General features: G+C 60.8%; 23 protein-coding genes. 12 read left to right on the top strand and 11 right to left on the bottom strand.

Going from position 1 to position 25,102, the window contains the following annotated elements:
- Positions 1-10: 10 nt before the first annotated feature.
- The 5 genes from HUS57_RS13925 to HUS57_RS13905 all read right to left on the bottom strand — a co-directional run bounded on the left by HUS57_RS13925 (position 11) and on the right by HUS57_RS13905 (position 4,360).
- Complete coding sequence (locus tag HUS57_RS13925; RefSeq protein ID WP_173934505.1) at positions 11-412, bottom strand: methylglyoxal synthase; 402 nt, start codon at positions 410-412, stop codon at positions 11-13.
- Positions 413-559: 147 nt separating this feature from the next.
- Positions 560-1,597 carry a penicillin-insensitive murein endopeptidase gene (gene mepA, locus HUS57_RS13920; RefSeq protein ID WP_173934504.1) on the bottom strand — a complete coding sequence of 346 codons (1,038 nt, stop codon included), beginning with the start codon at positions 1,595-1,597 and terminating at the stop codon, positions 560-562.
- 23 nt (positions 1,598-1,620) lie between these two features.
- Positions 1,621-2,523 carry an SDR family oxidoreductase gene (locus HUS57_RS13915; protein ID WP_173934503.1) on the bottom strand — a complete coding sequence of 301 codons (903 nt, stop codon included), beginning with the start codon at positions 2,521-2,523 and terminating at the stop codon, positions 1,621-1,623.
- On the bottom strand, positions 2,520-3,671 hold the full coding sequence (gene queG, locus HUS57_RS13910) for a tRNA epoxyqueuosine(34) reductase QueG (RefSeq protein ID WP_173934502.1): 1,152 nt from the start codon (positions 3,669-3,671) through the stop codon (positions 2,520-2,522). The genes HUS57_RS13915 and queG overlap by 4 nt, the downstream gene beginning before the upstream one ends.
- Positions 3,671-4,360 (bottom strand): glutathione S-transferase family protein, encoded by a 690-nt coding sequence (locus tag HUS57_RS13905; RefSeq protein WP_173934501.1) that lies wholly within the window; start codon positions 4,358-4,360, stop codon positions 3,671-3,673. The genes queG and HUS57_RS13905 overlap by 1 nt, the downstream gene beginning before the upstream one ends.
- A 173-nt stretch (positions 4,361-4,533) precedes the next feature.
- On the opposite strand from HUS57_RS13905, the gene HUS57_RS13900 reads away from it, so the two are divergent.
- Positions 4,534-5,340 carry an undecaprenyl-diphosphate phosphatase gene (locus HUS57_RS13900; protein WP_173934500.1) on the top strand — a complete coding sequence of 269 codons (807 nt, stop codon included), beginning with the start codon at positions 4,534-4,536 and terminating at the stop codon, positions 5,338-5,340.
- Between the two features lie 21 nt (positions 5,341-5,361).
- On the opposite strand, the gene rpe is transcribed toward HUS57_RS13900, so the two are convergent.
- The 3 genes from rpe to HUS57_RS13885 form a co-directional block, all read right to left on the bottom strand.
- Positions 5,362-6,033 (bottom strand): ribulose-phosphate 3-epimerase, encoded by a 672-nt coding sequence (gene rpe, locus HUS57_RS13895; RefSeq protein ID WP_173934499.1) that lies wholly within the window; start codon positions 6,031-6,033, stop codon positions 5,362-5,364.
- A 71-nt stretch (positions 6,034-6,104) separates the two neighbouring features.
- Positions 6,105-6,800, bottom strand: coding sequence for a GntR family transcriptional regulator (locus tag HUS57_RS13890; RefSeq protein ID WP_173934498.1), 696 nt, complete (start codon positions 6,798-6,800; stop codon positions 6,105-6,107).
- Positions 6,797-8,161 carry a formimidoylglutamate deiminase gene (locus HUS57_RS13885; RefSeq protein ID WP_173934497.1) on the bottom strand — a complete coding sequence of 455 codons (1,365 nt, stop codon included), beginning with the start codon at positions 8,159-8,161 and terminating at the stop codon, positions 6,797-6,799. The genes HUS57_RS13890 and HUS57_RS13885 overlap by 4 nt, the downstream gene beginning before the upstream one ends.
- Before the next feature lie 79 nt (positions 8,162-8,240).
- Here HUS57_RS13885 and hutI point away from each other — a divergent pair, with 79 nt between their 5' ends.
- The 8 genes from hutI (at position 8,241) to HUS57_RS13845 (ending at position 17,264) form a co-directional block, all read left to right on the top strand.
- Positions 8,241-9,449, top strand: coding sequence for an imidazolonepropionase (gene hutI, locus HUS57_RS13880; RefSeq protein ID WP_173934496.1), 1,209 nt, complete (start codon positions 8,241-8,243; stop codon positions 9,447-9,449).
- A complete protein-coding gene (gene hutH / locus HUS57_RS13875; protein ID WP_173934495.1) occupies positions 9,446-10,987 on the top strand; it encodes a histidine ammonia-lyase in 1,542 nt (513 codons plus the stop codon). Before hutI ends, hutH begins: the two co-directional genes overlap by 4 nt.
- On the top strand, positions 10,984-11,784 hold the full coding sequence (gene hutG, locus HUS57_RS13870; protein ID WP_173934494.1) for an N-formylglutamate deformylase: 801 nt from the start codon (positions 10,984-10,986) through the stop codon (positions 11,782-11,784). Before hutH ends, hutG begins: the two co-directional genes overlap by 4 nt.
- Entirely contained in the window at positions 11,781-13,454 is a 1,674-nt protein-coding gene (gene hutU, locus HUS57_RS13865) for a urocanate hydratase (protein ID WP_246727877.1), read from the top strand. The genes hutG and hutU overlap by 4 nt, the downstream gene beginning before the upstream one ends.
- A 318-nt stretch (positions 13,455-13,772) precedes the next feature.
- The gene (locus HUS57_RS13860) at positions 13,773-14,480 is read left to right on the top strand and encodes a DUF1045 domain-containing protein (protein WP_173934492.1); all 708 of its coding nucleotides are present in this window, start codon (positions 13,773-13,775) and stop codon (positions 14,478-14,480) included.
- 1 nt (position 14,481) lies between these two features.
- Positions 14,482-15,621 (top strand): alpha-D-ribose 1-methylphosphonate 5-triphosphate diphosphatase, encoded by a 1,140-nt coding sequence (locus tag HUS57_RS13855; RefSeq protein ID WP_173934491.1) that lies wholly within the window; start codon positions 14,482-14,484, stop codon positions 15,619-15,621.
- Complete coding sequence (gene phnN / locus HUS57_RS13850) at positions 15,621-16,250, top strand: phosphonate metabolism protein/1,5-bisphosphokinase (PRPP-forming) PhnN (protein WP_173934490.1); 630 nt, start codon at positions 15,621-15,623, stop codon at positions 16,248-16,250. Before HUS57_RS13855 ends, phnN begins: the two co-directional genes overlap by 1 nt.
- Positions 16,251-16,295: 45 nt before the next feature.
- Entirely contained in the window at positions 16,296-17,264 is a 969-nt protein-coding gene (locus HUS57_RS13845; protein ID WP_173934489.1) for an adenosine deaminase, read from the top strand.
- Positions 17,265-17,285: 21 nt separating this feature from the next.
- On the opposite strand, the gene irrA is transcribed toward HUS57_RS13845, so the two are convergent.
- On the bottom strand, positions 17,286-17,750 hold the full coding sequence (gene irrA, locus HUS57_RS13840; protein ID WP_281409298.1) for an iron response transcriptional regulator IrrA: 465 nt from the start codon (positions 17,748-17,750) through the stop codon (positions 17,286-17,288).
- Positions 17,751-18,024: 274 nt separating this feature from the next.
- Between irrA and fabA the strand changes: the two genes are divergently transcribed.
- The 3 genes from fabA (at position 18,025) to fabI (ending at position 20,752) form a co-directional block, all read left to right on the top strand.
- Complete coding sequence (fabA, locus tag HUS57_RS13835) at positions 18,025-18,543, top strand: 3-hydroxyacyl-[acyl-carrier-protein] dehydratase FabA (protein WP_173934488.1); 519 nt, start codon at positions 18,025-18,027, stop codon at positions 18,541-18,543.
- Between the two features lie 150 nt (positions 18,544-18,693).
- The gene (fabB, locus tag HUS57_RS13830) at positions 18,694-19,914 is read left to right on the top strand and encodes a beta-ketoacyl-ACP synthase I (protein ID WP_173934487.1); all 1,221 of its coding nucleotides are present in this window, start codon (positions 18,694-18,696) and stop codon (positions 19,912-19,914) included.
- Between the two features lie 10 nt (positions 19,915-19,924).
- Positions 19,925-20,752: an enoyl-ACP reductase FabI gene (fabI, locus tag HUS57_RS13825; RefSeq protein ID WP_173934486.1), complete on the top strand. Its 828-nt coding sequence runs from the start codon at positions 19,925-19,927 to the stop codon at positions 20,750-20,752.
- 894 nt (positions 20,753-21,646) lie between these two features.
- On the opposite strand, the gene HUS57_RS13820 is transcribed toward fabI, so the two are convergent.
- Together HUS57_RS13820 and pnp are read right to left on the bottom strand one after the other, a co-directional pair.
- Complete coding sequence (locus HUS57_RS13820) at positions 21,647-22,660, bottom strand: class I SAM-dependent methyltransferase (RefSeq protein ID WP_173934485.1); 1,014 nt, start codon at positions 22,658-22,660, stop codon at positions 21,647-21,649.
- Positions 22,661-22,775: 115 nt separating this feature from the next.
- Positions 22,776-24,926: a polyribonucleotide nucleotidyltransferase gene (gene pnp / locus HUS57_RS13815; RefSeq protein WP_173934484.1), complete on the bottom strand. Its 2,151-nt coding sequence runs from the start codon at positions 24,924-24,926 to the stop codon at positions 22,776-22,778.
- Positions 24,927-25,102: the final 176 nt, after the last annotated feature.

Here is a 25,102-nt window from a genome sequence, read left to right as displayed (position 1 = left end):
TCAAGCCTCCTCAATTCCGGGGTCCTGGGGAGGCGCCTGCCTGTTCCTGCCGCAGAAGCGCCTCGGCCGTGGCACGATTCAGCGCCATAGGAATATCATAGACGATCGCCAGCCGCATCAATGCCTTGACATCCACGTCATGAGGCATGGAGGTAAGCGGATCGACGAAAAAGATCAGAAAATCGATCCCGCGTTCCGCAATCAGCGCACCGATTTGCTGATCGCCGCCCAGCGGGCCGCTTTTCAGGCACCGGATCTGAAGATCGGGACAGGCTTCGGCGATATGCCTGCCCGTCGTGCCTGTGGCTACCAAATCGCAACCGGCAAGATAAAGCGCGTGATCGCGGGCGAAGCTCACAATGTCGTCCTTCTTCTGATCATGCGCTATTAGCGCGACGCGCGGTCTTGCCAAAGGTCTTGTCCGAGCATGTTTGCGGGCTGGTTTAAATCGGTTGAAGCGATTGTATAAGCGAGCGTCGCGGCCATGCAAAGCCCTCCCTTAAACCAGTTCCGCCACGATCCACATAGCATTCAGGCCGCCAGTTTCTAGCTCCAGGTTTTAATGCGCTGGCCGTGGGCTCGGCACGGGAAGCTGCTCCGGCTGGAGAGAAAGCAGATAAGAAGCGGGGTCCACGCTCCCGGCCGGAACCGGAGGCATTGTAGCCGCGATGGCCGGTAACGCGCCCGAACCCGTCAGCGTCACTGTCGCTTCGGATGGCGGGGAAGGAGCGTCCAGCACCGCCTGGCAGGCAGTGGGCAAGGCGGACATTCTCATCACGTCGCGCGCCCTGGGCTTTGCCGGACCCGCGGCAGGTTTCCATGGTTCTTCGGTGAACCACCAGGCAAGCGAGCTGTCGCAACCCTCACCGGGAGGAGGAGGGGTCTGAGGCGTGCAGCCGGGGGAGCCGTCCGGGCAACCGATGCGGAGATGGAAATGATAATCATGGCCCCAGAAGGGGCGGACCTTCCTCAACCAGCTCCGCTCGCCGCGGACCGTGTCGCACAGCTTCTTCTTGATCCCCGGATGCACAAGTATGCGTTCCACTTCGGGATAGCTCGCAGCACGCCTCAGTACCGCTTCATGGGCGCTGGTCCACTTGCGATCATCGACATAAAGGGAGTTGTCCCGCAGCATTGAGACAGCGCTTACGCGCTCACGTTCGGCCACGCTCATGCGCTTCACCGGCATGGGCGTGAACCATATGTCGGCATCCAGCCCGATCTGGTGTGAGGCATGGCCGGAAAGCATCGGCCCGCCGCGCGGCTGGGAGAGATCGCCTACGAGCAGGCCTGGCCACCCATCCTGGGCAGCTTCACGCGAGAGTTTCTCGATGAGGCGCACCAGTTCCGGATGGCCCCAGCGGCGGTTGCGCGAAAGGCGCATTGCCTGCCAGTGCGGGCCATCCGCGGCAATCGCGATGCCGCCTGAAAAGCAGCCCTTGGAGTAAAAGCCGTAAACGGCAGGCGGGGTGGCCGCAGGCAACCTCTTGGCGCCGAAAAGATCCTTCGCCAGCGGCTCGGCCTTTGCCGGCTCTCCCCATGAAAGCGCAAAAGCAAGGCAGGCGGCACCAAGCCGCACGAGATGAGATAGCCGCATCGTTCCCTCCTGGGGGGGCAGGATCATCGCGAATCATAGCATATTTGCGGCATCCATTCTTTCCGTTTCGCCTGCCACAATACTTCCAGCCCCATGCGGTAATGGGGATAACGCAGCCGATATCCGGAGGCTTTCAGCTTCGTGTTGGAAACCCTTTTGCACTCGCTATAAAAGGAGCGTGCCATCGGCGTCATTTGCGCTTCGTCAAACGGAATCTCGGGCGGAGGCTCGAGGCCGGCCAGCTTCGCCGCATAGGCCACCACGTCCTGCGGCGGTGCGGGCTCGTCATCGGCGATGTTGAAGATCCCGCTGGCGTTGCGGTTCATCAGATGATGGAGCGCGCCTGCGATATCGTCCACATGGATGCGGTTGAAAACCTGGCCGGGCTTGACGATGCGTCGGGCAGTTCCCGCGGCGAGGTTGTCAAGAGCATTGCGGCCGGGGCCGTAAATGCCGGGAAGCCTGAGAACGGCAACGGGAACGGCCTGTGCCCGGCCAAACGCCATCCAGGCCTTCTCCGCCTCCAGACGCATAAGGGAGCGCGGGGAAACTGGCCGACATTCGCTTTCCTCGTCCACCCAGGCGCAGCCATGATCTCCATAAACGCCCACGGTGGAGAGGTAGGCCGCCCATTTCAGGCAAGGCATGGATTGGAGGACGCGCTCAAAATCCGCCAGGACGGGCTCGCCCTCCTTGCCTGGGCCAACCGTGACGATCAGATGAGTTGTTTCTTCCAGAATCGTTCTTGTTGCGCCGGAAAAGCCATTTCCGTCATAGATAAGGGGATGGATGCCTTCACGCGAAAGCATACTTGCCCGCTCACAGCTGCGCGTGGTGCCTGCCACAAGGTCGAATTCGGGAAGAAGCTCGCGCGCGATGGCGCGACCTGAATAGCCTGCTCCGAATATGAGAGCCTTCCGTTTCATCGGCCAGCCATCCATCCGAGGGCGTGTTTCCACTCCCCTTGAACGTCCGTGTCCGTCTCGTATTGCTGAAGGTCCCGCAGCGCCTCGAAGGCGTGCGGCTCCATCAGCCGAGAAAGTGCCCAGATGGCCGCCCCGCGAACCAGAGGGGCTGGATCCTCGGCGAGGCGCCTGCAAGCGGGAACAAGGCTCTTCTCGCCCGAATTTCCAGCAGCGATAAGCACGTTGCGAAGGAAGCGGTCGCGGCCGATCCGCTTTACGGGCGAGCCTGAGAAAAAGGCGCGGAAAGCTGCATCGTCCAGCTCCAAAAGTTCAGATAGCGGTGGAGCCTTCAGCTCCTCGCGCGCCTTCAGCTTCGCCTCAGAGGCTTCGCGCGCAAACTTGTTCCACGGGCAGACGGCAAGACAATCGTCGCAGCCATAGATGCGGTTGCCCATTCTTTCCCGGAACTCCTGGGGAATGGGCCCTTTGTGCTCGATGGTAAGATAGGAAATGCAGCGGCGGGCATCGAGCTGGTACGGCGCCGGAAAGGCTTCGGTCGGGCAGATGTCCAGACAGGCGCGGCAGGAGCCGCAATGATCTTTCTCCGGCCGATCTGCCGCAAGCTCCGCGGTGGTGAAAATGGAACCAAGAAAAAGCCACGAACCAAACTCCCTGCTCACAAGGTTTGTGTGCTTGCCCTGCCAGCCGAGACCGGAACCTGCCGCCAGCGGCTTTTCCATCACCGGCGCGGTATCGACGAAAACCTTCACCTGCGCGCCTGTCCTGGCCGCAACCTTCCCGGCGATCTGCTTCAGCCGCCCCTTGATGACATCGTGATAGTCGCGGTTCTGTGCATAGACCGAGATGGCACCGCGATCCCGGCGCGCAAGCACGGCGAGCGGATCATGGCCAGGCCCGTAATTCATGCCCAGCATGATGATGGAACGTACATCCGGCCAGAGAGCGCGCGGATGGGCGCGGCGCATTGCCGTCTCTTCCATCCAGGCCATGGTTCCGTGGCGGCCTTCCTTCAGGAAATGCGCAAGGCGCCCCGGGGCCATGGGCGCTGCTTCGGGCGAAGCTATCGTCACCACATCGAAGCCCGCCGCGCACGCCTCCATCTCGATCAGCGCGCGAAGGCGTTCCGGCCGTGACCGCACAGCAGTCATCAGAAATCCAGATCGGCATAGTGGGAGGCGGGTGAGAGGCCGCGCACACGGTCGCTCAACAAAGGTCGGAAAGAGGGGCGCGATTTCATGCGGCTGTACCAGTCGCGCGCAGCCTCATACTCGCGCCAATCGATCTCTCCCAGATAATCGAGAACGGACAGGACGGCAGCGGCCGCCGCGTCCGCATAGGAAAGCTGCGGTCCGGCAAGCCAATCACGCGTAGCCGCCAGCCAGTTGGTGTACTTCATGTGCTGGCGCACATTGGCGCGAGCGGCGCGTATCGCTGCCGAATCGGGTGCGCGTCCGCCCTCGGCGTCCATGAGAGGCTTGAGCGCGCGCTCCCGCACCAGATGCTTTGTCACCTCGTCTTCGACCTTGATCAGATACCAGTCGACCAGCCTGCGGATTTCCGCCCGGGCGAGTGAGTCCTCTGCCATCAGCCGCCGTTTACGCTGGAACGCGCCTCGCGTTTCGTCGACATATTCCGCAATAGCCGTGGCGCCCACTATGGCATGGTCGCCTTCGGCAAGCAGGACGGGAATGGAACCGGCCGGATTGAGTGCCAGAAACTCCTTTCTCCTTGCCCAGGGCCGTTCCTCGATAAGGGCCAATTCTTCGCCATACTCGCCAAAAATCAGGCGTACGAAACGGCAGGAAGCATATAGCGGATGATGAAACAGCGTCAGCATTGTTGCCCTTTTCGATGCGGACAGCCCCATGGCGCTCTGGTCAATTCGTGCTTGCGGCGGTAATCCTCGCAGCCTGATTCCACTGCCATGCGCCCGAGCTATAGGTGTAGATGCGGGACCTGACAAGCAACCCACCGCAAGTGACCGATTCCCACGAAACCATAGGAGAAGGCGTGCCAGACCAGACCATTGTGGAAGCGATCCTGCTGGGCATTCTTGAGGGACTTACCGAATTCATTCCCGTATCTTCCACGGGACATATTCTTCTGGCTGGACACTTTCTAGGCTTTCAATCTACCGGAAAGGCTTTTGAAGTCCTCATCCAGCTTGGCGCCATCGCCGCCATTTTGACCGTCTATGCCGCCAGGCTGCGGCAGATGGTGATCGACCTGCCGCATGACCGCGCAACGCAGCGCTTCGTGATCGGCATTCTGATCGCCTTTTTTCCTGCGATGGTCATTGGTGCTGCTGCCTATAATATCATAAAGGCAGTGCTCTTTGAGACGCCTCTGCTGATCTGCATCATGCTCGTGCTTGGTGGTATCGTGCTGCTGTGGGTCGACCGTTGGGCGAAGGAGCCCCGTTATGACGACATCACGCAGTTTCCCCTTCCCGTCTATTTCAAGATCGGCCTTTTTCAGTGCCTTTCGATGGTTCCCGGCACTTCACGCTCTGGCGCGACAATTGTCGGCGGGCTGTTGCTGGGTGCCGACAAACGTGCAGCGGCGGAGTTTTCCTTCTTTCTCGCCATGCCGACCATGGCGGGGGCCTTCGCTTACGACCTTTACAAGAACTACAATTTGCTGACCACGGCTGATGTGAAGATCATTGGCGCAGGCTTCATCGCCGCCTTCGTCGCTGCGCTTTTTGTTGTCCGCCGCCTTCTCGCCTATGTTTCGCGGCGCGGTTACAGCCTGTTCGGCTGGTGGCGGATTTTCGTCGGCACGGTTGGCATGGTGACGCTTCTCCTGCTGGGATAAGCCATTCTTCCAGCAACTCCACTAGCTTCCCGCAGCCTTTCTCAACCCGCTAATGGTTTCCTGATAGGCTGCCCCTCCGCTGCCCTTGAAGACAGCGGAGCCCGCCACGAGCACATTAGCGCCGGCCTTGACCACCGCGCCGGCCGTCTCGGGGGCAATGCCACCGTCCACCTCGATGTCTATGGGCCTATGGCCCACAAGCGCCTTTACGCGACGGATCTTGTCCAGCATTGCGGGTATGAACGCCTGGCCGCCAAAGCCGGGATTGACAGTCATGACGAGGATGAGATCCACCTCGTCAAGCACGTGCTCGATCGCGCTCACCGGGGTCGCAGGATTGAGCGACACGCCTGCCTTTCGGCCGAGCTTGCGGATTGTCTGCAACGAACGATGCAGATGGGGTCCGGCCTCTGCGTGGACCGTGATGATGTCGCAGCCTGCCTCGGCGAAAGCCGCAAGATAAGGATCGGCCGGAGCAATCATCAGATGGCAGTCAAAAATCTTGTCGGTGCGATCGCGGATCGTCTTCACTACAGGTGGCCCAAAGGTGATGTTGGGCACAAAATGGCCGTCCATGATGTCAAGATGGATCCAGTCCGCGCCAGCGGCGGCCACGGCCTCCACTTCTTCGCCAAGACGTGAGAAATCGGCAGACAGGATGGATGGGGCAATGAGTATCGGACGGGCGGACATGGCTTCCTCTGCGGCGGTGATGCTCCCGACTAGCTTTTCAGCGGAATGTTGTCGAGATGCCTGTCCCTATTTCAAAGTCGCGTCACCATCCGGTGGGACGGCGGATGCATCATCCGCACCAGGGTTATGGGCCGCTCGCCAAGCCAGGTAATCCGCTCACCGACAAAGACGGGTGCGGCTTCATTGAGTTGAAGCAAGGCCGCTTCTTCCGGTCCCGCCGCAGCGGCGCAAAAGGTGAATTCCGCCTCCGTAAAAGGCGCGTTCTCCACCAGCCATTCATTGGGGCTCGTGGCGTTGAAATCTGCCTCCCGGGCCTTCGGAACGGCTTCGAGATTGATCCACCGTTCCTCAAATTGATAGGGGGTGCGGTCTGCAAGGTGCAGACAGCGCACATGAAGACAGGGCGTCTCTTCAGCAAGCCCTAGTCTCGCGCGTACCAGCTCGGGAGCGGCTTTCTCGATGCGCGAAAGCAGTCGGTATTGATAAGCCGCCCCCTTCGCCTCGATTTCCTGCCGCACGACGGGAATGACGAAACGTGCCTCGCGCACCGGATGAAGCGCGACGCGGGTTCCTGCCCTGCGCCGGCGCTCGATCAGCCCGGCACGCGCAAGTTCCTGCAGGGCGCGGTTGACGGTTGCACGGGCTGCGCCGAATTCACGCGCTAAAAGCTCCTCGTTGGGAATAAGCGCGCCGGGAAGCCAGAGCCGCCCGGAGATTCGCCGCGCAATCTCGTCGCGTATGACCCGGAAGGAGGCGCGCTCGCTCATAGCGCTTGCACCAGGCGGCGGACCGTTGCCAGGTAGCGATGTGTGATCGCCTCACGTGCGACGTGCCGCCCTCCGCGCACCATGTGCCGGCCCGCGGACCACAGGTCGGTCACGGCGTCATTGCCTCCGCAGAAGATCCAGCTTTCCAGAATGGCATCCTTCCCCACGACCGCGGTGAGCCCACCAGGATCAATTGCCACCATGTCCGCCCATCTCCCCACTTCCAGAGAACCGCTATCGCGTCCGAGCGCCCGCGTTCCGCCCGCCAACGCCGCCTCGTAGAGGGATCGCCCGCAGGACTGCCCTGGCTCGGCCATGAGAGCACGGGCGTGTTGCTTCAGCCGCTGCGAATATTCAAGCTGGCGCAATTCCTCGGCCACGGAAATGCGAATGTTGGAATCGGTACCGATGCCGAATATGCCCTGCGCCTGGCGGAATGAGAGCGCATTGAAAATGCCGTCGCCCAAATTGGCTTCCGTTACGGGGCAGAGCCCTGCCACGGCGCCGGAACGGGCAAGCGCCTCCGTCTCAAGGGCATTCATGTGGGTGGAATGGATGAGGCACCAGCGCTCGTCCACGTCGATTTCACGCAGCAGATATTCGACAGGGCGCTTGCCGAAGACCTGAAGCACTTCCTCCACCTCCGGCACCTGTTCGGCAATGTGCATATGGATGGGTGCATCCGGCCGCAAGGATGCGACCGCGCCAACCTGCTCGATGGTTGCAGCACGCAGGGAATGGGCAGAAAGGCCAAGTCGTGCATCCGGGGAAAGCCGGGAAAGGTGCCTCTCAGCACCTTCTATCAGCCTTGCAAAATCATCCATAGCATTACCGAAGCGCAATTGCCCGCCCTTGAGCGGGCGGCGGTCAGCGCCGCCATAGTGGTAAAAGACCGGCAGCAGCGTAAGGCCGATACCTGTCTCGTGTGCCGCCTCGACAATGCGTGAGGAAAGCTCGGCAATATCAGCATAAGCCTCGCCGCCTCGCTGGTGATGCAGATAATGAAACTCTGCCACGGCACAAAAGCCCGCTTCCTGCATTTCCATAAAAGCGAAGGCTGCAATGGTCTGGACATCTTCCGGGTGAAGCTGGTCGAGGAATCGGTACATCACCTCGCGCCACGTCCAGAAACTGTCATGGCCTTCCATGCTGCGGCGCTCGGCAAGGCCCGCAAAGCCGCGCTGGAAGGTATGGCTGTGAAGGTTCAAGATCGCAGGAAGGAGGACCGGAACCTCAAGGGCACCGCCGGAACGTGCATCGGACGAGATGGAGGCAATGCGCCCTTCATCGTCGATTGTCAGGCGGACATTGTTTCGCCAGCCGGCAGGGGTGAGGGCAGTGTGCGCGAAAATCTCTTGCATGGGGCGCCGATCCTGGCTTAAAAATGATTTGTATAGACATATATTTTAACGTCTAGACATAGGGCAGGCAAGAGCAGCGATGAAGCGACTCCTGATTACGGAAGCCCGGCTGGCCACCATGGTTCCCGGCGCTCAGCCTTATGGATTGATTGAGGATGCAGCGATCGCCGTGGAAGGCGGGCACATCGCTTGGGCAGGTGCGCGTGCCGGCTTGCCGGCTGAATGGGCAAGGGCGGAGCAGGTGCGGCTCGAAGGGCGGCTTGTAACGCCTGCGCTGATCGACTGCCACACCCATCTTGTCTTCGGCGGCGAACGGGCAAGCGAGTTCGAGATGCGCCTCAAGGGCGCGAGCTATGAGGAAATCGCGCAGGCGGGCGGCGGCATTGTCTCGACGGTGGCTGCCACCCGCGCCTTGAGCGAGGATGAGCTTGTTGCGGCGGCGCTGCCGCGCCTTAACAAGCTTATGGCAGAAGGCGTCGCGACGGTGGAGATAAAGTCGGGTTATGGGCTTTCCATCGAAGACGAATTGAAGATGCTGCGCGCTGCGCGCCGGCTTGCAGCCTTGCGGGGCGTTCGGGTGAGGACCAGCTACCTTGCCGCCCATGCGGTGCCGGTCGAATATAAGGGCAGACGCGATGCTTACATCCATGAAGTCGTGCTGCCGGGGATGGAGGCTGCACACGCCGAAGGGCTTGCAGACGCCGTGGACGGTTTCTGCGAGGGCATCGCCTTCTCGCCGGAGCAGATGGCCAGGGTGTTCGAGAAGGCACGGGCCCTTGGCCTGCCCGTCAAGCTTCATGCGGAGCAGCTTTCCGATTCGGGCGGGGCGAAGCTTGCCGCGCGGTTTGGGGCGCTTTCTGCGGATCATCTGGAATATCTGGAAGAGGAAGGCGTGGCGGCCATGGCCAAGGCCGGCACTGTAGCCGTACTACTTCCGGGTGCCTTCTACACGCTGCGCGAGACGAGCGTTCCGCCTGTCGCAAGCCTGCGGCGGGCGGGAGTGCCGATTGCTGTGGCAACCGACTGCAATCCCGGAACCTCGCCGCTTACTTCTTTGCTTCTGGCGCTCAACATGGCCTGCACGCTCTTCCGCCTGACGCCGGAGGAAGCGCTTGCCGGCGCGACGCGGCAGGCCGCGCGGGCACTTGGCCTTGCCGAGGCACTCGGCACGGTGGAGCCCGGCAAGCGAGCGGAAATAGCTGTCTGGAACGTCGAGCATCCCGCGGAGCTTGCCTATCGCATCGGCTTCAATCCGCTCGACCGCCTTATCGTTGGAGACGTTGCATGACACTGGTCATCACGCCAGGCAAAGTCACCATTCAGACGCTGGAGCGCATCTGGCGCGAGCAGATGCCGGTGCGGCTCGATCCTTCCTGCCATGAGGCGATCAAGGTTTCCGCAAGACGCATCGCCGAGATCGCAGGCGGGGAAGCGGCCGTCTACGGCGTCAATACGGGGTTCGGCAAGCTCGCCAGCGTGCGCATAGCTGCCTCTGAGGTTACCACCTTGCAGCGCAACCTCATCCTCTCCCACTGCTGCGGCGTGGGCGCGCCCATGAGCCCGGCAATCGTGCGCCTCATCATGGTACTGAAGCTGATGTCGCTGGGGAGAGGCGCATCTGGCGTGCGGCTGGAGATCATCCGCCTGCTGGAAGAGATGCTTTTACGCCGCGTCATCCCTGTCATTCCGGAAAAGGGTTCGGTTGGCGCCTCGGGCGACCTTGCCCCGCTCGCACACATGACGGCGGTGATGATAGGCGAGGGCGAGGCCTGGTATAAGGGCGAAAGGCTTGCCGGCCGCAACGCCCTGGAAAAGGCCGGGCTTGATCCCGTCACGCTTCAGGCCAAGGAGGGTCTGGCGCTCATCAATGGCACGCAAGTCTCCACTGCGCTGGCGCTTGCGGGGCTCTTCCGCGCCCACCGTGCGGCCCGCGCGGCTTTGATCACCGGCGCGATCTCCACCGACGCGGCCATGGGCTCATCCGCGCCCTTCCATCCGGAAATACACGCCCTGCGTGGACATCAGGGACAGATCGACACGGCGGCTGCCCTCTGGAAGCTGCTGGAGGGATCGGAGATCCGCGAAAGCCACCGCGAGGGCGACGAGCGGGTGCAGGACCCTTATTGCATCCGCTGCCAGCCGCAGGTGGATGGAGCCTGCCTTGACCTTTTGCGACAGGCTGCGCGCACCCTGGAAATCGAGGCCAATGCGGTCACCGACAATCCGCTTGTGCTATCGGATGGTTCGGTGGTCTCGGGCGGCAATTTCCATGCCGAGCCGGTCGCGCTTGCGGCGGACCAGATCGCATTGGCGATCTGCGAGATCGGCTCTATTGCTCAGCGCCGCATTGCACTGCTCGTTGACCCTGCTCTTTCCTTTGACCTGCCGCCCTTCCTGACGCCTCGCCCTGGCCTAAACTCCGGGCTGATGATCGCCGAGGTGACCTCCGCTGCGCTGATGTCGGAAAATAGGCAGATGGCGCACCCCGCCTCGGTCGATTCCACACCGACCTCCGCCAATCAGGAAGACCATGTGTCCATGGCCTGTCATGGGGCGCGCCGGCTGCTTGCAATGACCGACAATCTCTTTGGCATCATCGGTATCGAGGCGGTCACCGCCGCGCAAGGCATCGATCTGCGCGCGCCGCTGAAGACCAGCGCCGAGCTGCAGAAGGCGCATGCGGCTATCCGCGTTGCAGTGCCGGCGCTTGGCGATGACCGCTTCATGGCATCCGATCTCGAAGCGGCTATCGAGTTGGTGCGTTCCGGACGTCTCAATGCCAGCGTCTCCCCAAACATCTTGCCGGAACTGAAGAGCGAACAATGAAGCCTGTGGAAGTCGTCGAAGGCTCTTCGCCTGTCATCCTCGGCTTCCCGCATGCGGGAACCTTGGTGCCGGAAGACATTTGGGTACGGCTGAACGATGAAGGGCGAAAGCTGCGCGATACGGACTGGCACGTTGACCGGCTCTATCGGGATCTTCTGCCGAACGTGACGACCGTGCGCGCTGTCTTCCACCGTTATTGCATCGATGCCAACCGCGACCCCACCGGCAAAAGCCTTTATCCAGGGCAGAACACGACGGGCCTCGTCCCGCTTAGTGATTTCGACAACCAGCCGATCTGGCAGGAAGAACCCGACGATGCGGAGATCGCGCGGCGGCTCACCGCCTTCCACCGGCCCTATCACGCGGCCGTGGAAGCGCAGATTGAGCGCGTGAGGGCGCTACACGGTATCGCCGTGCTCTATGACTGCCATTCCATCCGCTCGCGCTGCCCCTTCCTGTTCGAAGGAACGCTGCCCGATTTCAACATCGGCACGGACGGTGGCCACACCTGCGCCGACGCCTTCGAGCGCGCAGTGGCGGAAATCTGCGCCGCCGCAGAAGGATACACCCACGTCGTCAACGGCCGTTTCCGCGGCGGCTGGACCACCCGCCACTATGGCAGTCCGCAGGATGGCGTGCACGCCATCCAGATGGAGCTTGCCCAGCACACGCACCTCGAAAGAGAGAGCGACCCATTCGCCTATGACGAGGAGAAGGCCGGGCGCCTGCGCATCCATCTCAAAACCGTGCTCGAGCGGCTGGAGGAAATCGCCCTTTCCATGAAAGAGGACTCTTGATGACCAATCCGCGCCACAATATCCGTGAGGTGCGAGCCCCCCGGGGCACTGAACTCAATACCAAGAGCTGGCTCACCGAAGCGCCGCTTCGCATGCTCATGAACAATCTCGACCCTGGCGTGGCGGAAAATCCGAACGAACTGGTGGTCTATGGCGGCATTGGGCGGGCGGCGCGCACCTGGGACGATTTTGACCGCATTATCGCAACGCTCAAGACGCTTGAGGAGGATGAGACGCTGCTTGTCCAATCCGGCAAGCCGGTGGGCGTGTTCCGCACGCACCGGGACTCCCCGCGCGTGCTCATCGCCAATTCCAACCTCGTGCCCTACTGGGCTACGTGGGACCATTTCAACAAGCTCGATCGGGCTGGCCTGATGATGTACGGCCAGATGACGGCAGGCTCATGGATCTATATCGGTACACAGGGCATCGTTCAGGGCACCTACGAGACCTTTGCCGAGGCAGGCCGCCAGCACTATGGCGGCAACCTCAAGGGCCGCTGGATCCTGACCGCCGGTCTTGGCGGTATGGGCGGGGCGCAGCCACTGGCTGCGGTGATGGCCGGGGCCTGCTGCCTTGCCATCGAATGCGATGAAAGCCGCATCGATTTTCGCCTGCGCACCCGATATCTCGATGAGAAGACGGCAAGCCTTGACGAGGCATTGGCCATGATCGAGCGCTGGACGAAAGCGGGCGCGGCGAAGTCGGTCGGGCTTTCAGGCAATGCCTCCGAGATCTTGCCGGAACTGGTGCGGCGTGGCGCTCGGCCAGACATCGTCACGGACCAGACTTCCGCGCACGACCCGATCAACGGCTATCTTCCCAAGGGATGGTCGCTCGCCAAGTGGAAAGAAAAGCGCGAGAGCGATCCGAAGGCAGTGGAGAAGGCAGCCCGCGCCTCGATCCGCGAGCATGTGGAAGCCATGCTTGCCTTTTGGAACAGGGGCATCCCGACGGTGGATTATGGCAACAATATCCGCCAGGTGGCGAAGGAAGAAGGCTGCGAAGACGCATTCGCCTTCCCTGGCTTTGTGCCGGCATACATCCGCCCTCTCTTTTGCCGCGGCATCGGACCGTTCCGCTGGGCGGCCCTTTCCGGCGATCCGGAGGACATCTACCGCACGGACGAAAAGGTTAAGGAGCTTCTTCCGGACAATGAGCACCTTCACCATTGGCTCGATATGGCGCGAGAGCGCATAGCCTTTCAGGGTCTGCCGGCGCGAATCTGCTGGGTGGGCCTGGGCGACCGTCACCGGCTTGGCCTCGCCTTCAACGAGATGGTAACGAAGGGAGAGCTGAAGGCGCCCGTGGTGATCGGCCGGGATCATCTCGATTCCGGCTCTGTCGCCTCGCCTAACCGCGAGACGGAAGCCATGAAGGATGGCTCGGATGCGGTGTCCGACTGGCCGCTTCTTAACGCACTCCTTAACTGCGCTTCGGGCGCAACCTGGGTGTCGCTCCATCACGGCGGCGGCGTCGGCATGGGTTTTTCCCAACACGCGGGGATGGTGATCTGTGCCGATGGAACGGAAGCATCCGCGCGCCGCCTCGAACGGGTGTTGTGGAACGATCCCGCAACCGGCGTCATGCGGCATTCGGATGCCGGCTACGAAGAGGCGCTGGAATGTGCCCGGCAACATAAGCTCAATCTGCCGGGCATCCTGAGTTAACGGGTGGCACGCAGCTCGTTAGGTCAGGCTTTTGTTTTTTCGAAATTTCCAGACGAGAATCGGTACCCCTGTTTCCCGGGCGCTGATCTAGCCGATGGCCAGCCACTGGCTCATCCTCCTTGTGGTCCTAGGTCGGGAAGCATATATCAATGCTACGCTGGGGGGCGACGGCATGCCTCCAAAATGGCTGAATTCCATTGATCATGGAACGCCCGTAGGCGAATATGGCCACTGGCGGCCCCAAAGGTACTCTTCGGCAGACTTCGACAATCTGTCACGCAAATCGTCTATGCGTCGCGATCTGCGAGGAATGAATCAGTGCGGTATGCGATCTATTTCACGCCAGAAAAAGAAGATGCGCTGACGCAGCATGCCGAACGTTGGCTCGGGCGCAGCGCTTTTACGGGCGCGATGCATCCACCCGTCGCCGTGGGTTCCTTTACAGCCGCCGAAATTGCCTTCCATACGGCGGCTGCCCGCCGCTATGGCTTTCATGCCACGCTGAAAGCGCCTTTTCGCCTTGCCGCTGGCAGAAGCGAGAGCGAGCTTGTTTCCGCACTTTCCCGCTTCGCGGCGGAGCGGGAAGCGTTCACATTGGACGGCATCGCGCTTGCGCGGCTTGGTCGTTTCTTCGCTATCGTGCCCGCCGCGCGCTCGCAACGGCTCGATGAGCTTGCTGCGGATGCCGTCACCCAGTTCGAGTCATTCCGTGCGCCGCTGACACCGGAAGAAGTCGAGCGCCGCAACCCTGAACGGCTGACGCCAGCGCAACTCAAGAACCTCCATAAATGGGGCTACCCTTACGTGCTCGATGAGTTCCGCTTCCACATGACTTTAAGCGGGCCGGTTCCCGAACAGGAAGCAGAACGGATGGAAGCGGCGATCTCATCTTTTTTCGGGCCCCTTCTTTTTGCGCCCCTCAAGATCGCCTCGCTTGCTCTTTTCGTCGAACCGGAGCCGGGGGCACCGTTCCACGTTAGATCCCTCCACGCAATTGGCGGAGAGAGGGCAAGAAAGATTGCATAATATGCCAGGTGAACTTGTACTGAAGAATGCCCGCGTCGTGCTGCCGGATGAAGTGATCGACGGCAGTGTTCTCATTCGGGATGGGCATATCGCGGATGTGGGTCCGAGCCAGATGGAGGGGGGTGCCGATATGGAAGGCGATTTCCTCATTCCCGGTCTGGTCGAACTCCATACCGATCACCTGGAGCGGCACTATTCTCCCCGGCCGAGGGTACGGTGGAATCCGGTGGCTTCCGTCCTTGCGCATGATGCGCAGGTGGCCGCATCGGGAATTACCACTGTTCTCGACGCGCTGCGTGTCGGCCTGGATGAAGATGCGGATGTGGACGTAAGCGAAATGCGACGGCTTGCAGACGCGATTGAAGAGAGCGCGGCAAAGGACCGCTTGCGCGCCGAACACTTCATTCATCTTCGCTGCGAAGTATCGGCCCCGGATTGCCTTGAAGGTTTTGCCCTTTTCGAGAACGACCCCCACCTGAAGCTCGTTTCGTTGATGGATCATGCTCCGGGCCAGCGGCAATTCACTGACCTCGAAACCTATGCCGCGTACTACAAAGTGTACATGAACATGTCGGATGAGGAGTTCCGGCGCTTCTGCGAGCGCCGGATCGCAGAGTCAGAGGAAAATTCGCCAGCCAACAGGCGTTCCATTTCGGAGGTTTGTCGCGCAAATGGCATTATTTTGGCGAGCCACGACGACGCCACGATCGCCCATGTGGAGGAGGCGGCCGCCGATGGTGTGCTTGTGGCAGAATTCCCTACCACAGCAGCTGCGGCCAGCGCCTCCAAGGAGGCTGGGATGGCGGTCCTGATGGGTGCACCTAATGTGGTGCGTGGTGCTTCGCATTCCGGCAATGTCTCCGCGCGGGAACTTGCCGAAAGAGGTCACCTCGATATCCTTTCCTCCGATTACATTCCCTTTAGCCTTGTCCAGGCCGCCTTCTTCCTGGGCGAGGTAGTGGATAGCATCAGCCTTCCGGAAGCGGTTGCCATGGTCTCGAAGAACCCTGCGGAGGCCGTCGGTTTTAAGGACCGGGGCGCAATTGAGATCGGGCGGCGCGCCGATCTGGTGCGCGTGCGGCTTGATGACGGCATCCCGGTCGTGCGTACGGTCTGGCGCGAGGGGCGCCGCATTGCCTGATGATTCGGGCTTTGTTCGAAAAGTCGCGCCACGAGGGGACATTCCCCTTGAGACAGGGCGTCTTTGTCGCCGTCGCAGGCCCTTCCGGCAGCGGCAAGGATTCCGTCCTCGCCTATGCCCGCAGCAGACTGGGCAGGCTTGAACGCGATATCGTCTTTGCAAGACGTGTGATCACCCGGCCTTCCGATCCCGGGGACGAAGAACACGATACCGTATCGAAGGCGAAGTTTGAACGCCTTGAGGCGGCAGGAAGCTTCGCGCTTGCCTGGCGCGCAAACGGCCTCTGCTACGGTCTTCCTGCCGTGCTGGACGAAGAGATGCGGCAGAATCGCGTGGTGGTAGCGAATGTTTCACGTGCCGTGATCGAGGAGATCGGCAAGCGTTATGCAAATGTCATCCCGGTAATCATCAGCGCGCCGAGGGAAGTCCTGGCGGCGCGCCTCGCCAGCCGCGGGCGTGAGACAAGGCGGGCAGTGCTGGCCCGCCTAGCCCGTGGCAGTACCAACGAGCTTGCCGTTGCCGGGGCTTTGGAGATCGACAATTCTGGCCCGCTGGAAATCGCCGGAGATCGCTTTCTTGAGCTGCTGCGCAGGGCGGCTGCTCGCAGCGACGTTTGTGATACGCTCTGAACGGCAGGCGCGCTTGCGCCCTGCGGAGTACTCAAGGCGGCACGAATGGTTCTCAAGGCGGAATTGCACTGTCACATAGAGGGAGCGGCATCCCCAGCGCTCGTTGAGGCGCAGGCGCAGAGATATGGAGTGGATGTTTCCTCCTTAATTCGGGACCGGTCCTACTATTGGCAGGATTTCACAACCTTTCTTCTAGCCTATGATCGGGCCGCAAGCCTTTTCCGCACACCGGAGGATTATGCACTCCTTGCGGAAACGCACCTGACGGGTCTTGCGCAAGGGGGCGCTATTTACGCGGAATTCTTCACATCTCCGGACCATGCCATGCGGGCAGGGCTTTCGCCGGAAGCCTATACGGAGGGACTTACCGAGGGGATCAGGCGCGCCCGCTCATCGACCGGGATCGAAGCGCGGATGATCGTTACCGGCGTCCGCCACTACGGAGTGGAGGCCGTCGAGCAGGCGGCGCGTTTTGCCGCCGGCTGCGGCCACCCCTTGGTGACGGGTTTTGGGATGGCCGGAGATGAGCGCGTCGGCCGCCCCCGCGATTTTGCACGCGCCTTCCAGATTGCCCGCGAAGCGGGCCTCGGAATCACGGTCCATGCCGGCGAATTCGGCGGAGCGGACAGTGTGGAAGACGCCTTGAACCACATTAATCCTTCCCGCATCGGCCATGGGGTGCAGGCAGCAACGAAGCCCGACCTCCTACGCCGGATCGCGGAAGAAAAAGTAGTGCTGGAAGTCTGTCCCGTCTCGAACGTGGCGCTGAAGCTCTTCCCGAATTTCGCCAGTCATCCGCTGCCGCAATTGCGGGCGGCGGGGTGTCTTGTGACGCTCAACTCCGACGACCCCCCGCATTTTAGGACCAGTCTGGCCCGTGAGTATGAAGTCGCCGCCCAGTATCTCGGATTTGATGACGCAGCGCTGGACGCAGTCACGCGCACGGCGGTGGAAGCCGCCTTCGTGGACGAGGAAACCCGCACCGCGCTCCTTGCGCGCTTGGCGAAAGCGTAGCCGGGTGACGCGCCGGCAGCTTCACGCTTTGCGGGCTGAAAGAGAATGTTTCCGCCTCTCGCCTTTGGGACGGAGGCGGATGAGAATGTCGACATGGGAAATTTCCATGTCTTCAGGCGGTGACGGAAGGCGGGCTACGTCAACTGAACCGTCAGGAATGTCGACGAGGCGGTTTTCACCCTCCAGGAAGTAATGGTGATGGTCCGACGTGTTGGTGTCGAAATACGTCTTCGACCCTTCTATCGGCAGGATGCGCAGCATTCCCGCCGCGGTGAATTGATGCAGGGTGTTGTAGATGGTGGCCAGTGAAACACGGACGCCCGCCTTCAGTGCTTCTTCGTGCAGTTCTTCTGCCGAGACGTGACGGTCGCCATTGGAAAAGAGCAATTCGGCCAGCGCGATGCGCTGCCGGGTCGGGCGCAACCCTGAAGCGCGCACGCGCTTCTCCAGCGCAGAGACTGATATTTCGGCGGCGGCAGCTGTCAAGAAAGCTTTCCTGCTTTTGGCCCAATTCTGTTCAAAATGGCGCTTAAGGAGCGCCTGATCTTGTATTCACATATATTCCGGGGTGTCATGCCAATCAATAGCAGGTCTGGCGGGCGCGACCAAAGGCTAGATTCGGCTCGAAGCGGTTTCCTACCTGAAAGAAGCTGTGATAGAGAGTTCCGGATTCAGCACCCGGGCCGGCAGCACGTGCAGGCTTTGGGACAGGGAATGGCAAAACCAGCCCGGTGCACGGGCGTGAACGAGAATGGGATTCATGGCGCAAACAAAAACCAGCTACGATTACGAAGACCTTCTGGCCTGCGCCCGCGGCGAATTGTTCGGGCCGGGAAACGCCCAGCTTCCTGCTCCACCTATGCTGATGTTCGACAGGATTACCGAGGTCAGCGCGGAAGGGGGCGAATTTGGAAAAGGCTTTATCCGCGCTGAGCTCGACATAAAGCCGGACTTGTGGTTCTTCCCCTGCCATTTCATCGGCGATCCCGTGATGCCAGGATGCCTTGGGCTGGATGCCATGTGGCAGATGACCGGTTTCTTCCTCGGCTGGCTCGGCGAGCCCGGAAGGGGCCGCGCGATCTCCACCGGCGAGGTGAAGTTCAGCGGCATGGTCACGCCGAAGAACAAGAAGGTTGAATACGGGGTGGACTTCAAACGGGTGATGCGAGGCCGACTGGTGCTCGGCACCGGCGACGGCTGGCTTAAGGCTGATGGGGAGACCATTTACAGGGCGGCGGATCTGCGTGTCGGCTTGTTCAAGCAGGATACTGCCGCCTAGAGGAATTCGAGGAAGCGGATACGTTTTTCCGCAGGGAGTTCCCCAGAATCAGGAACTAAGATCATTTCAAAGTTCCATGAAATTCTGAAATGACCTTAGTGTTCGAAAGTATGCGGGCGATCCGCCGCGCTGAAGTCTAGGGAGAGCCACATGAGACGCGTTGTAGTCACCGGTGTCGGCATTGTATCATCCATCGGCAACAACGCCGATGAAGTCACGGCATCGCTGCGCGGTGCGAAGTCAGGTATCACTTTTTCTCAGGATTTCGCCGATCACGGCTTCCGCTGCCATGTCTGGGGCGCGCCGACGCTCGACCCTACAGAGCTCGTGGACCGGCGCGCCATGCGCTTTCTTTCCAAGGGGGGCGCCTGGAATCACGTCGCCATGGAGCAGGCGATTGCCGATTCGGGCCTTGATGAGAAAGACATCAGCAACGAACGCACCGGCATAATTATGGGTTCCGGGGGCCCCTCCACGCGCACCATAGTGGAAGCTGCGGACATAACGCGTGAAAAGGGCAGCCCGAGGCGCATCGGCCCCTTCGCCGTTCCAAAGGCGATGTCATCGACCGCTTCGGCAACGCTGGCCACCTGGTTCAAGATCCATGGGGTGAATTATACGATCACTTCGGCCTGCTCCACCTCCGCCCACTGTATCGGCAATGCCTTCGAGCTCATCCAGTGGGGCAAGCAGGACGTCATCTTCGCCGGCGGCCACGAGGATCTCGACTGGACCATGTCAAACCTCTTCGACGCCATGGGAGCTATGTCGTCCAAGTTCAACGACACGCCCGCCACAGCCTCCCGCGCCTATGACGTGAGACGCGACGGGTTCGTGATTGCGGGCGGAGCCGGCGTCTTGGTGCTGGAAGAACTGGAGCACGCCAAGGCGCGGGGTGCAAAGATCTATGGCGAGGTGGTGGGCTATGGCGCCACCTCCGACGGCTTTGACATGGTTGCGCCTTCCGGCGAGGGCGCCGTGCGCTGCATGCGCCAGGCGCTTTCCACCGTTGATGGGAAGGTGGACTACATCAACACGCATGGCACCGCGACGGAGGTGGGCGATTCCCGCGAAGTGGCAGCCATCCGCGAGGTGTTTGGCGACGATATGCCGAATATCGCTTCCACAAAGTCGCTGACCGGCCATTCGCTGGGGGCGGCTGGCGTGCAGGAGTCCATTTACGGCCTTCTGATGATGCAAGCCGGCTTCATCGGCGAAAGCGCCCATATCGAAGAACTCGACCCGGAGTTCGAGGGCGTGCCGATCGTGCGTGAGCGCATCGACGATGCCAAGATCGACACCATCCTGTCGAATTCGTTCGGCTTCGGCGGCACGAATGCGACGTTGGTCTTCCAGCGTTATGCGGGTTGAGGAAAGGTTTATGGAATTGTTGATGCAGGGCAAGCGCGGCCTCATCATGGGCGTCGCTAATGATCATTCGATCGCATGGGGAATTGCAAAGACACTTTCCGCGCACGGAGCGGAACTCGCCTTCACCTATCAGGGCGAAGCTTTTGGCCGCCGCGTGAAGCCTCTTTCCGAACAAGTCGGATCGAAGCTGCTCTTGCCTTGCGACGTGGAGGACAGCGCCTCCATCGCCAAGGTATTCGAGGTGCTCGCCGACGAGTGGGGAGCACTCGACTTCCTTGTCCATGCCATCGGTTTTTCGGACAAGAACGAACTTAAGGGCCTTTACGCGAACACCACGCGCGACAATTTTATTCGCACCATGATTATCTCCTGCTACTCCTTTACGGAAGTAGCGCGTTACGCGGCCGCGATGATGGAGAAGGGCGGCAGCCTTCTCACGCTCACCTATGCGGGTTCGACCCGCGTGATGCCCAATTATAACGTGATGGGAGTTGCCAAGGCCGGCCTGGAAGCAAGCGTTCGCTATCTGGCGAATGACTACGGTCCGCAAGGAATCCGGGTGAACGCCATATCGGCCGGGCCGATGCGCACCCTTGCCGGAGCGGGAATCTCGGATGCCCGCCATATGTACAGCTACCAGCAGCGTAACTCGCCCTTGCGTCGTACCGTCACCCTTGATGAGATCGGCGGCTCGGCGCTCTATCTGCTTTCCAGCCTTTCCTCCGGCGTGACGGGCGAGATCCACTATGTGGACTCTGGATACAATATTGTCTCCATGCCTGTGCTGGAGGAGTTGAAGCGCTCCGGTGAAGCGGCCGAAAGGGGCGAGGTGAAATAGAGCCTTTGAGGTTTTGGCGGAGGCATCTCCGCCAAGATGGAGTCGTCGATGCTCGCCGTGCTGGATGGGGGCGCGGGGACCTGCCATGTGCCGCCATGTCTCCTCGATGTTTTGCTTCCGCCCACCCACATCCGGTGCTTGATCCTGGTAAGGGCTTTGGATTGAGGCAGATGCCACAGCCTGGTGCCGGCGGCTTTGATCCTGCCGGACGGCGGCGGACTTTTGGGCTCGCAGGTTGTCCTTGATGACGATATCACCGGGCTGAAGAACCGGCACAACTGCTGCCTGGCATAGGCACGGAAGCACTGGCCGTTGATCGACCATCGAGGACGCGAGGCGCGGTCAGCCGGTCGTGGCGCAACGCGGTTGAGCAAGATCAGCGTCTTCCAGTTCTATGCGGGCAAAGGGCGCAGGAGCTTGCCCTTTGGCACCCAGCCACAGAGCGCCACAATATTGTTCTTGATCCAGGTTTCCTCGATGAAACACAGCCATGCCGGATAAAGACCGGGCTGAACGGCACGCAATCCTTGCCGCCGGGGCAATGTCGGCGGGGCCTGCTCAAGGGCTGGGGCCACTTCATCGCAGAATGATACCAGTAACGCCGAACCGCACCGCCACCGGCAGCTTTCGCAGACCTGTACCGTCCCAACAACACGCTTGTGAAGATCATCGGAAAGAGGTCGCATCATCCGATGCTGGCCTCCAATCCAGCCAGCATCCTCAATCACCTAACAGCCGAAACGTAAGCCAACGATCCAGCTAGGACCTGAACTGCCTTAAAGATTTGGCTACCCTCCAGAGGGGTGCAACAAAGCCTCTCAGATCCTGTCAGTATCTCACGGAAACACCGCCAGGCTTCAAGCTTTTGTAACCGGTATTATTCCTGAAAAGGCCCTACCTCTCTGCCCAAAGCACCTTGTAACCTGCACTTCGCACCAGTTCGCCGCAGCGGGCGAATGCAACTTCCATCACCTTTTCATAAGGCAAGCCGCGGTTTGCGACGAGAAAAAGCTGTCCGCCCGGCTTCAGCGCCTTTGCCGCGGCCGCAACCATGGCAGAGCCCATATCCGGCTCGGCAGCACGGCTACGGTGGAATGGCGGATTCATGACGATGGCGTCATAGCGATGCGAAATCGTCTCTGCCAGTAGATCATGCCAGAAGAAGCGGCAGGACGCTCCGGGTGCATGGACGGCAAGATTCTGCCGGGCAGCCTCCAGCGAGGCATGATGGGCTTCGTAAAGATCGAGCGTGGCGAGTGAAAACCGCTCCGCCAGGCGCAAGGAGAGATATCCCCAGCCGGCGGCGTAATCGGCAACAGCGCCTGAAATATCGCCAGGAAGCGACTCTGCCAGAAGGTAGGAGCCGGGATCGACCGCGCCTTCCGAAAAGCTCCCCGCTGCCGTCGCATATCCTTCCGTAGTGGCGAGCGGCGGCAACGAAAGTTCCGCAAGCACGTCTTCGTCAAGCTGGGCGGGCCTTCGCAGCCAGAAGACAACACCGTGATGCTTTGCAAGCTGCTCTTCAAGTGGCAGCAGATGGGCCATTCGCTTGGCTACGCTCTGGGCTCCATCCTTTTTCATGCCCGCAGCGATAACCAGGCCGCCGGGACGTACGCATTGGAGGGCGGCAGACAGCCTCTGTGAATTTTCACGACGATGGCGGCCAAGAAGCACAAAGGCTCCATCGTAGCCATCGCCTTCTGGAAGCGGCGTGACGGGAAAACCCGCTTTCGTCAGGGCAAGAAAGTCCGGCCGGAACCCTTGCACGAGTTGAAGCTCAGCTGAGAACTCCGGAGGCAGCCGAAATCCTGCCGCGGCGCCCAGAATAAGAAGGCGCTGGCCTGAGCGCGGAGTGTCGATCATTCCTCGTTTGAACGGAAACAGAAGGCTGGGAAGCGCATCGTTCATGAAAATGCATGAAGCTCCTCTGCGGCTGGTGAACCGGTGCGGATGGTCCACATGATCCTGAAACACATAGGGCGCGGCAAGACCGCGCCCCTATCATCCCCGGCGGGTGATGGCTTCAGTGTTCGGCTTCCTGAGCCTCTTCCTTCTTCTCGCGCGGGATCTCTTGGCCGGTTTTCTGATCGACCACCTTCATGGAGAGCCGGACCTTTCCACGCTCGTCGAAGCCCATGAGCTTGACGAAGACCTTATCGCCTTCCTTGACGATATCCGTAGTCTTCTGCACCCGTTCCGGCGCAAGCTGCGAAATATGGACCAGGCCGTCCCGCGGGCCGAAGAAATTCACGAAGGCGCCAAAATCGGCGGTCTTCACAACCGTGCCTTCATAGATCTCGCCAACCTCTGGCTCGGCGGTAATAGAGTGAATCCACTTCTTCGCCGCCTCGATCTCCTTGGCATTGGAAGAAGCGATCTTCACCGTACCATCATCCTCGATATTGATCTTGGCGCCCGTCTTTTCGACGATCTCGCGGATGACCTTGCCGCCCGTGCCGATCACGTCGCGGATCTTGTCGGTCGGGATGTGCATCACTTCAATGCGCGGTGCGAACTCGCCGAGCTCGCCGCGGCTTACCGAAAGAGCCTTGCCCATTTCCTCAAGGATATGCAGGCGCCCGTCCCTTGCCTGTTCAAGGGCGACCTTCATGATCTCCTCGGTAATGCCGGTGATCTTGATGTCCATCTGCAGCGAGGTCACGCCCTCGGCGGTTCCGGACACCTTGAAGTCCATATCGCCCAGATGGTCCTCGTCACCTAGGATATCGGTAAGCACGGCAAAGCGCTCATCCTCCTTGATGAGGCCCATGGCGATACCCGCGACGGGTTTTGCCAGCGGAACGCCCGCATCCATAAGCGCCAGTGAGGTGCCGCATACCGTGGCCATCGACGAGGAACCGTTCGACTCGGTAATCTCGGATACGACGCGGATGGTGTAGGGGAACTGCTCACCCGTCGGCAGCAAGGGGTGCACCGCGCGCCAAGCAAGCTTGCCATGACCGACCTCCCGCCGTCCGGGAGAGCCCATTCTGCCCGTCTCGCCGACCGAATAGGGCGGGAAGTTGTAATGCAGGAGGAACGTCTCCTTATAGGTGCCGGTCAGGGAGTCGATATACTGCTCGTCCTCGCCGGTGCCGAGCGTGGCGACCACAAGTGCCTGCGTCTCGCCGCGCGTAAAGAGCGCCGATCCGTGTGTGCGGGGAAGCACACCCACTTCCGCGACGATCGGACGGACGCTCTTAAGGTCGCGCCCGTCGATGCGAAGGCCGGTGTCTAGAATGTTCCAGCGTACGATCTTGGCCTGAAGCGCCTTGAAGACAGTGGCTACCTGCTCGGGAGTCCACTTCGCTTCCTCGGCTGATTCAGCAGGAAGGAACGCCTCCTTCACCTTCGCCTTGGCCGCATCGACAGCATCGTAGCGCGCCTGCTTGTTGGTGATCTTGTAGGCTTCGCGCAGGTCTGCCTCGATCACCTTAAGCATCTCGCCTTCCAGCTCGGACAGATCCTCGGGAAGGAATTCCCGCGGTTCCTTCGCAGCCACTTCGGCAAGCTTGATGATAGCGTCGATGACGGGCTGGAAGCTCTGGTGACCGAACATCACCGCGCCCAGCATGACATCCTCTGGAAGCTCGTGCGCTTCCGATTCCACCATCAGAACAGCATCGTTCGTGCCGGCGACGACGAGGTCAAGCTTCGTCTCCTCCATCTCATCCAGATGAGGATTGAGCACATACTGGCCGCCGATGTAACCGACGCGTGCTGCCCCGACAGGCCCCATGAAGGGAACGCCGGATAGCGTCAGCGCCGCCGATGCGGCAACCATGGACACGATATCCGGATCGTTCTCTAGATCGTGCTGAAGAACGGTGACGACCACTTGGGTGTCGTTCTTGTATCCCTCTACGAAAAGGGGACGAATCGGCCGGTCGATAAGGCGGGAGACCAGGGTCTCCTTCTCACTCGGGCGCCCCTCGCGCTTGAAATAGCCGCCCGGGATCTTGCCAGCCGCGAAGGTCTTCTCCTGATAGTTGACCGTCAGGGGAAAGAAGTCGATACCCGGCTTCGGCTCATTGGCTGAAACAACTGTGGCAAGCACCACGGTTTCGCCATAAGTGGCAAGCACCGCGCCGTCTGCCTGACGAGCGACCTTGCCCGTTTCTAGGGTAAGCGGACGCCCACCCCACTCAAATTCAACTTTATGTTGATTGAACATGTCTTGTCCTTAACTTTCGGAGCCCGCACGGAAGCGGAACCCGCTTTCTCTTCCTTCGAGGACGAGCCATGGGCAAGACAACGGGAGGCTTGCTTCATGCGCCGTGAAAAGCGGCGGTCAAGCATCCTGCAATCCTGCCCCATGACCTGTCCGTCAACGGCTTTCCGTCATTTTCC

The sequence above is a fragment of the Chelativorans sp. Marseille-P2723 genome, assembly GCF_902809845.1.
Lineage (GTDB): Bacteria > Pseudomonadota > Alphaproteobacteria > Rhizobiales > Rhizobiaceae > Chelativorans.
Note: the sequence above shows the minus strand (reverse complement) of the source record. Positions and strands in the feature narration are given on the sequence as shown.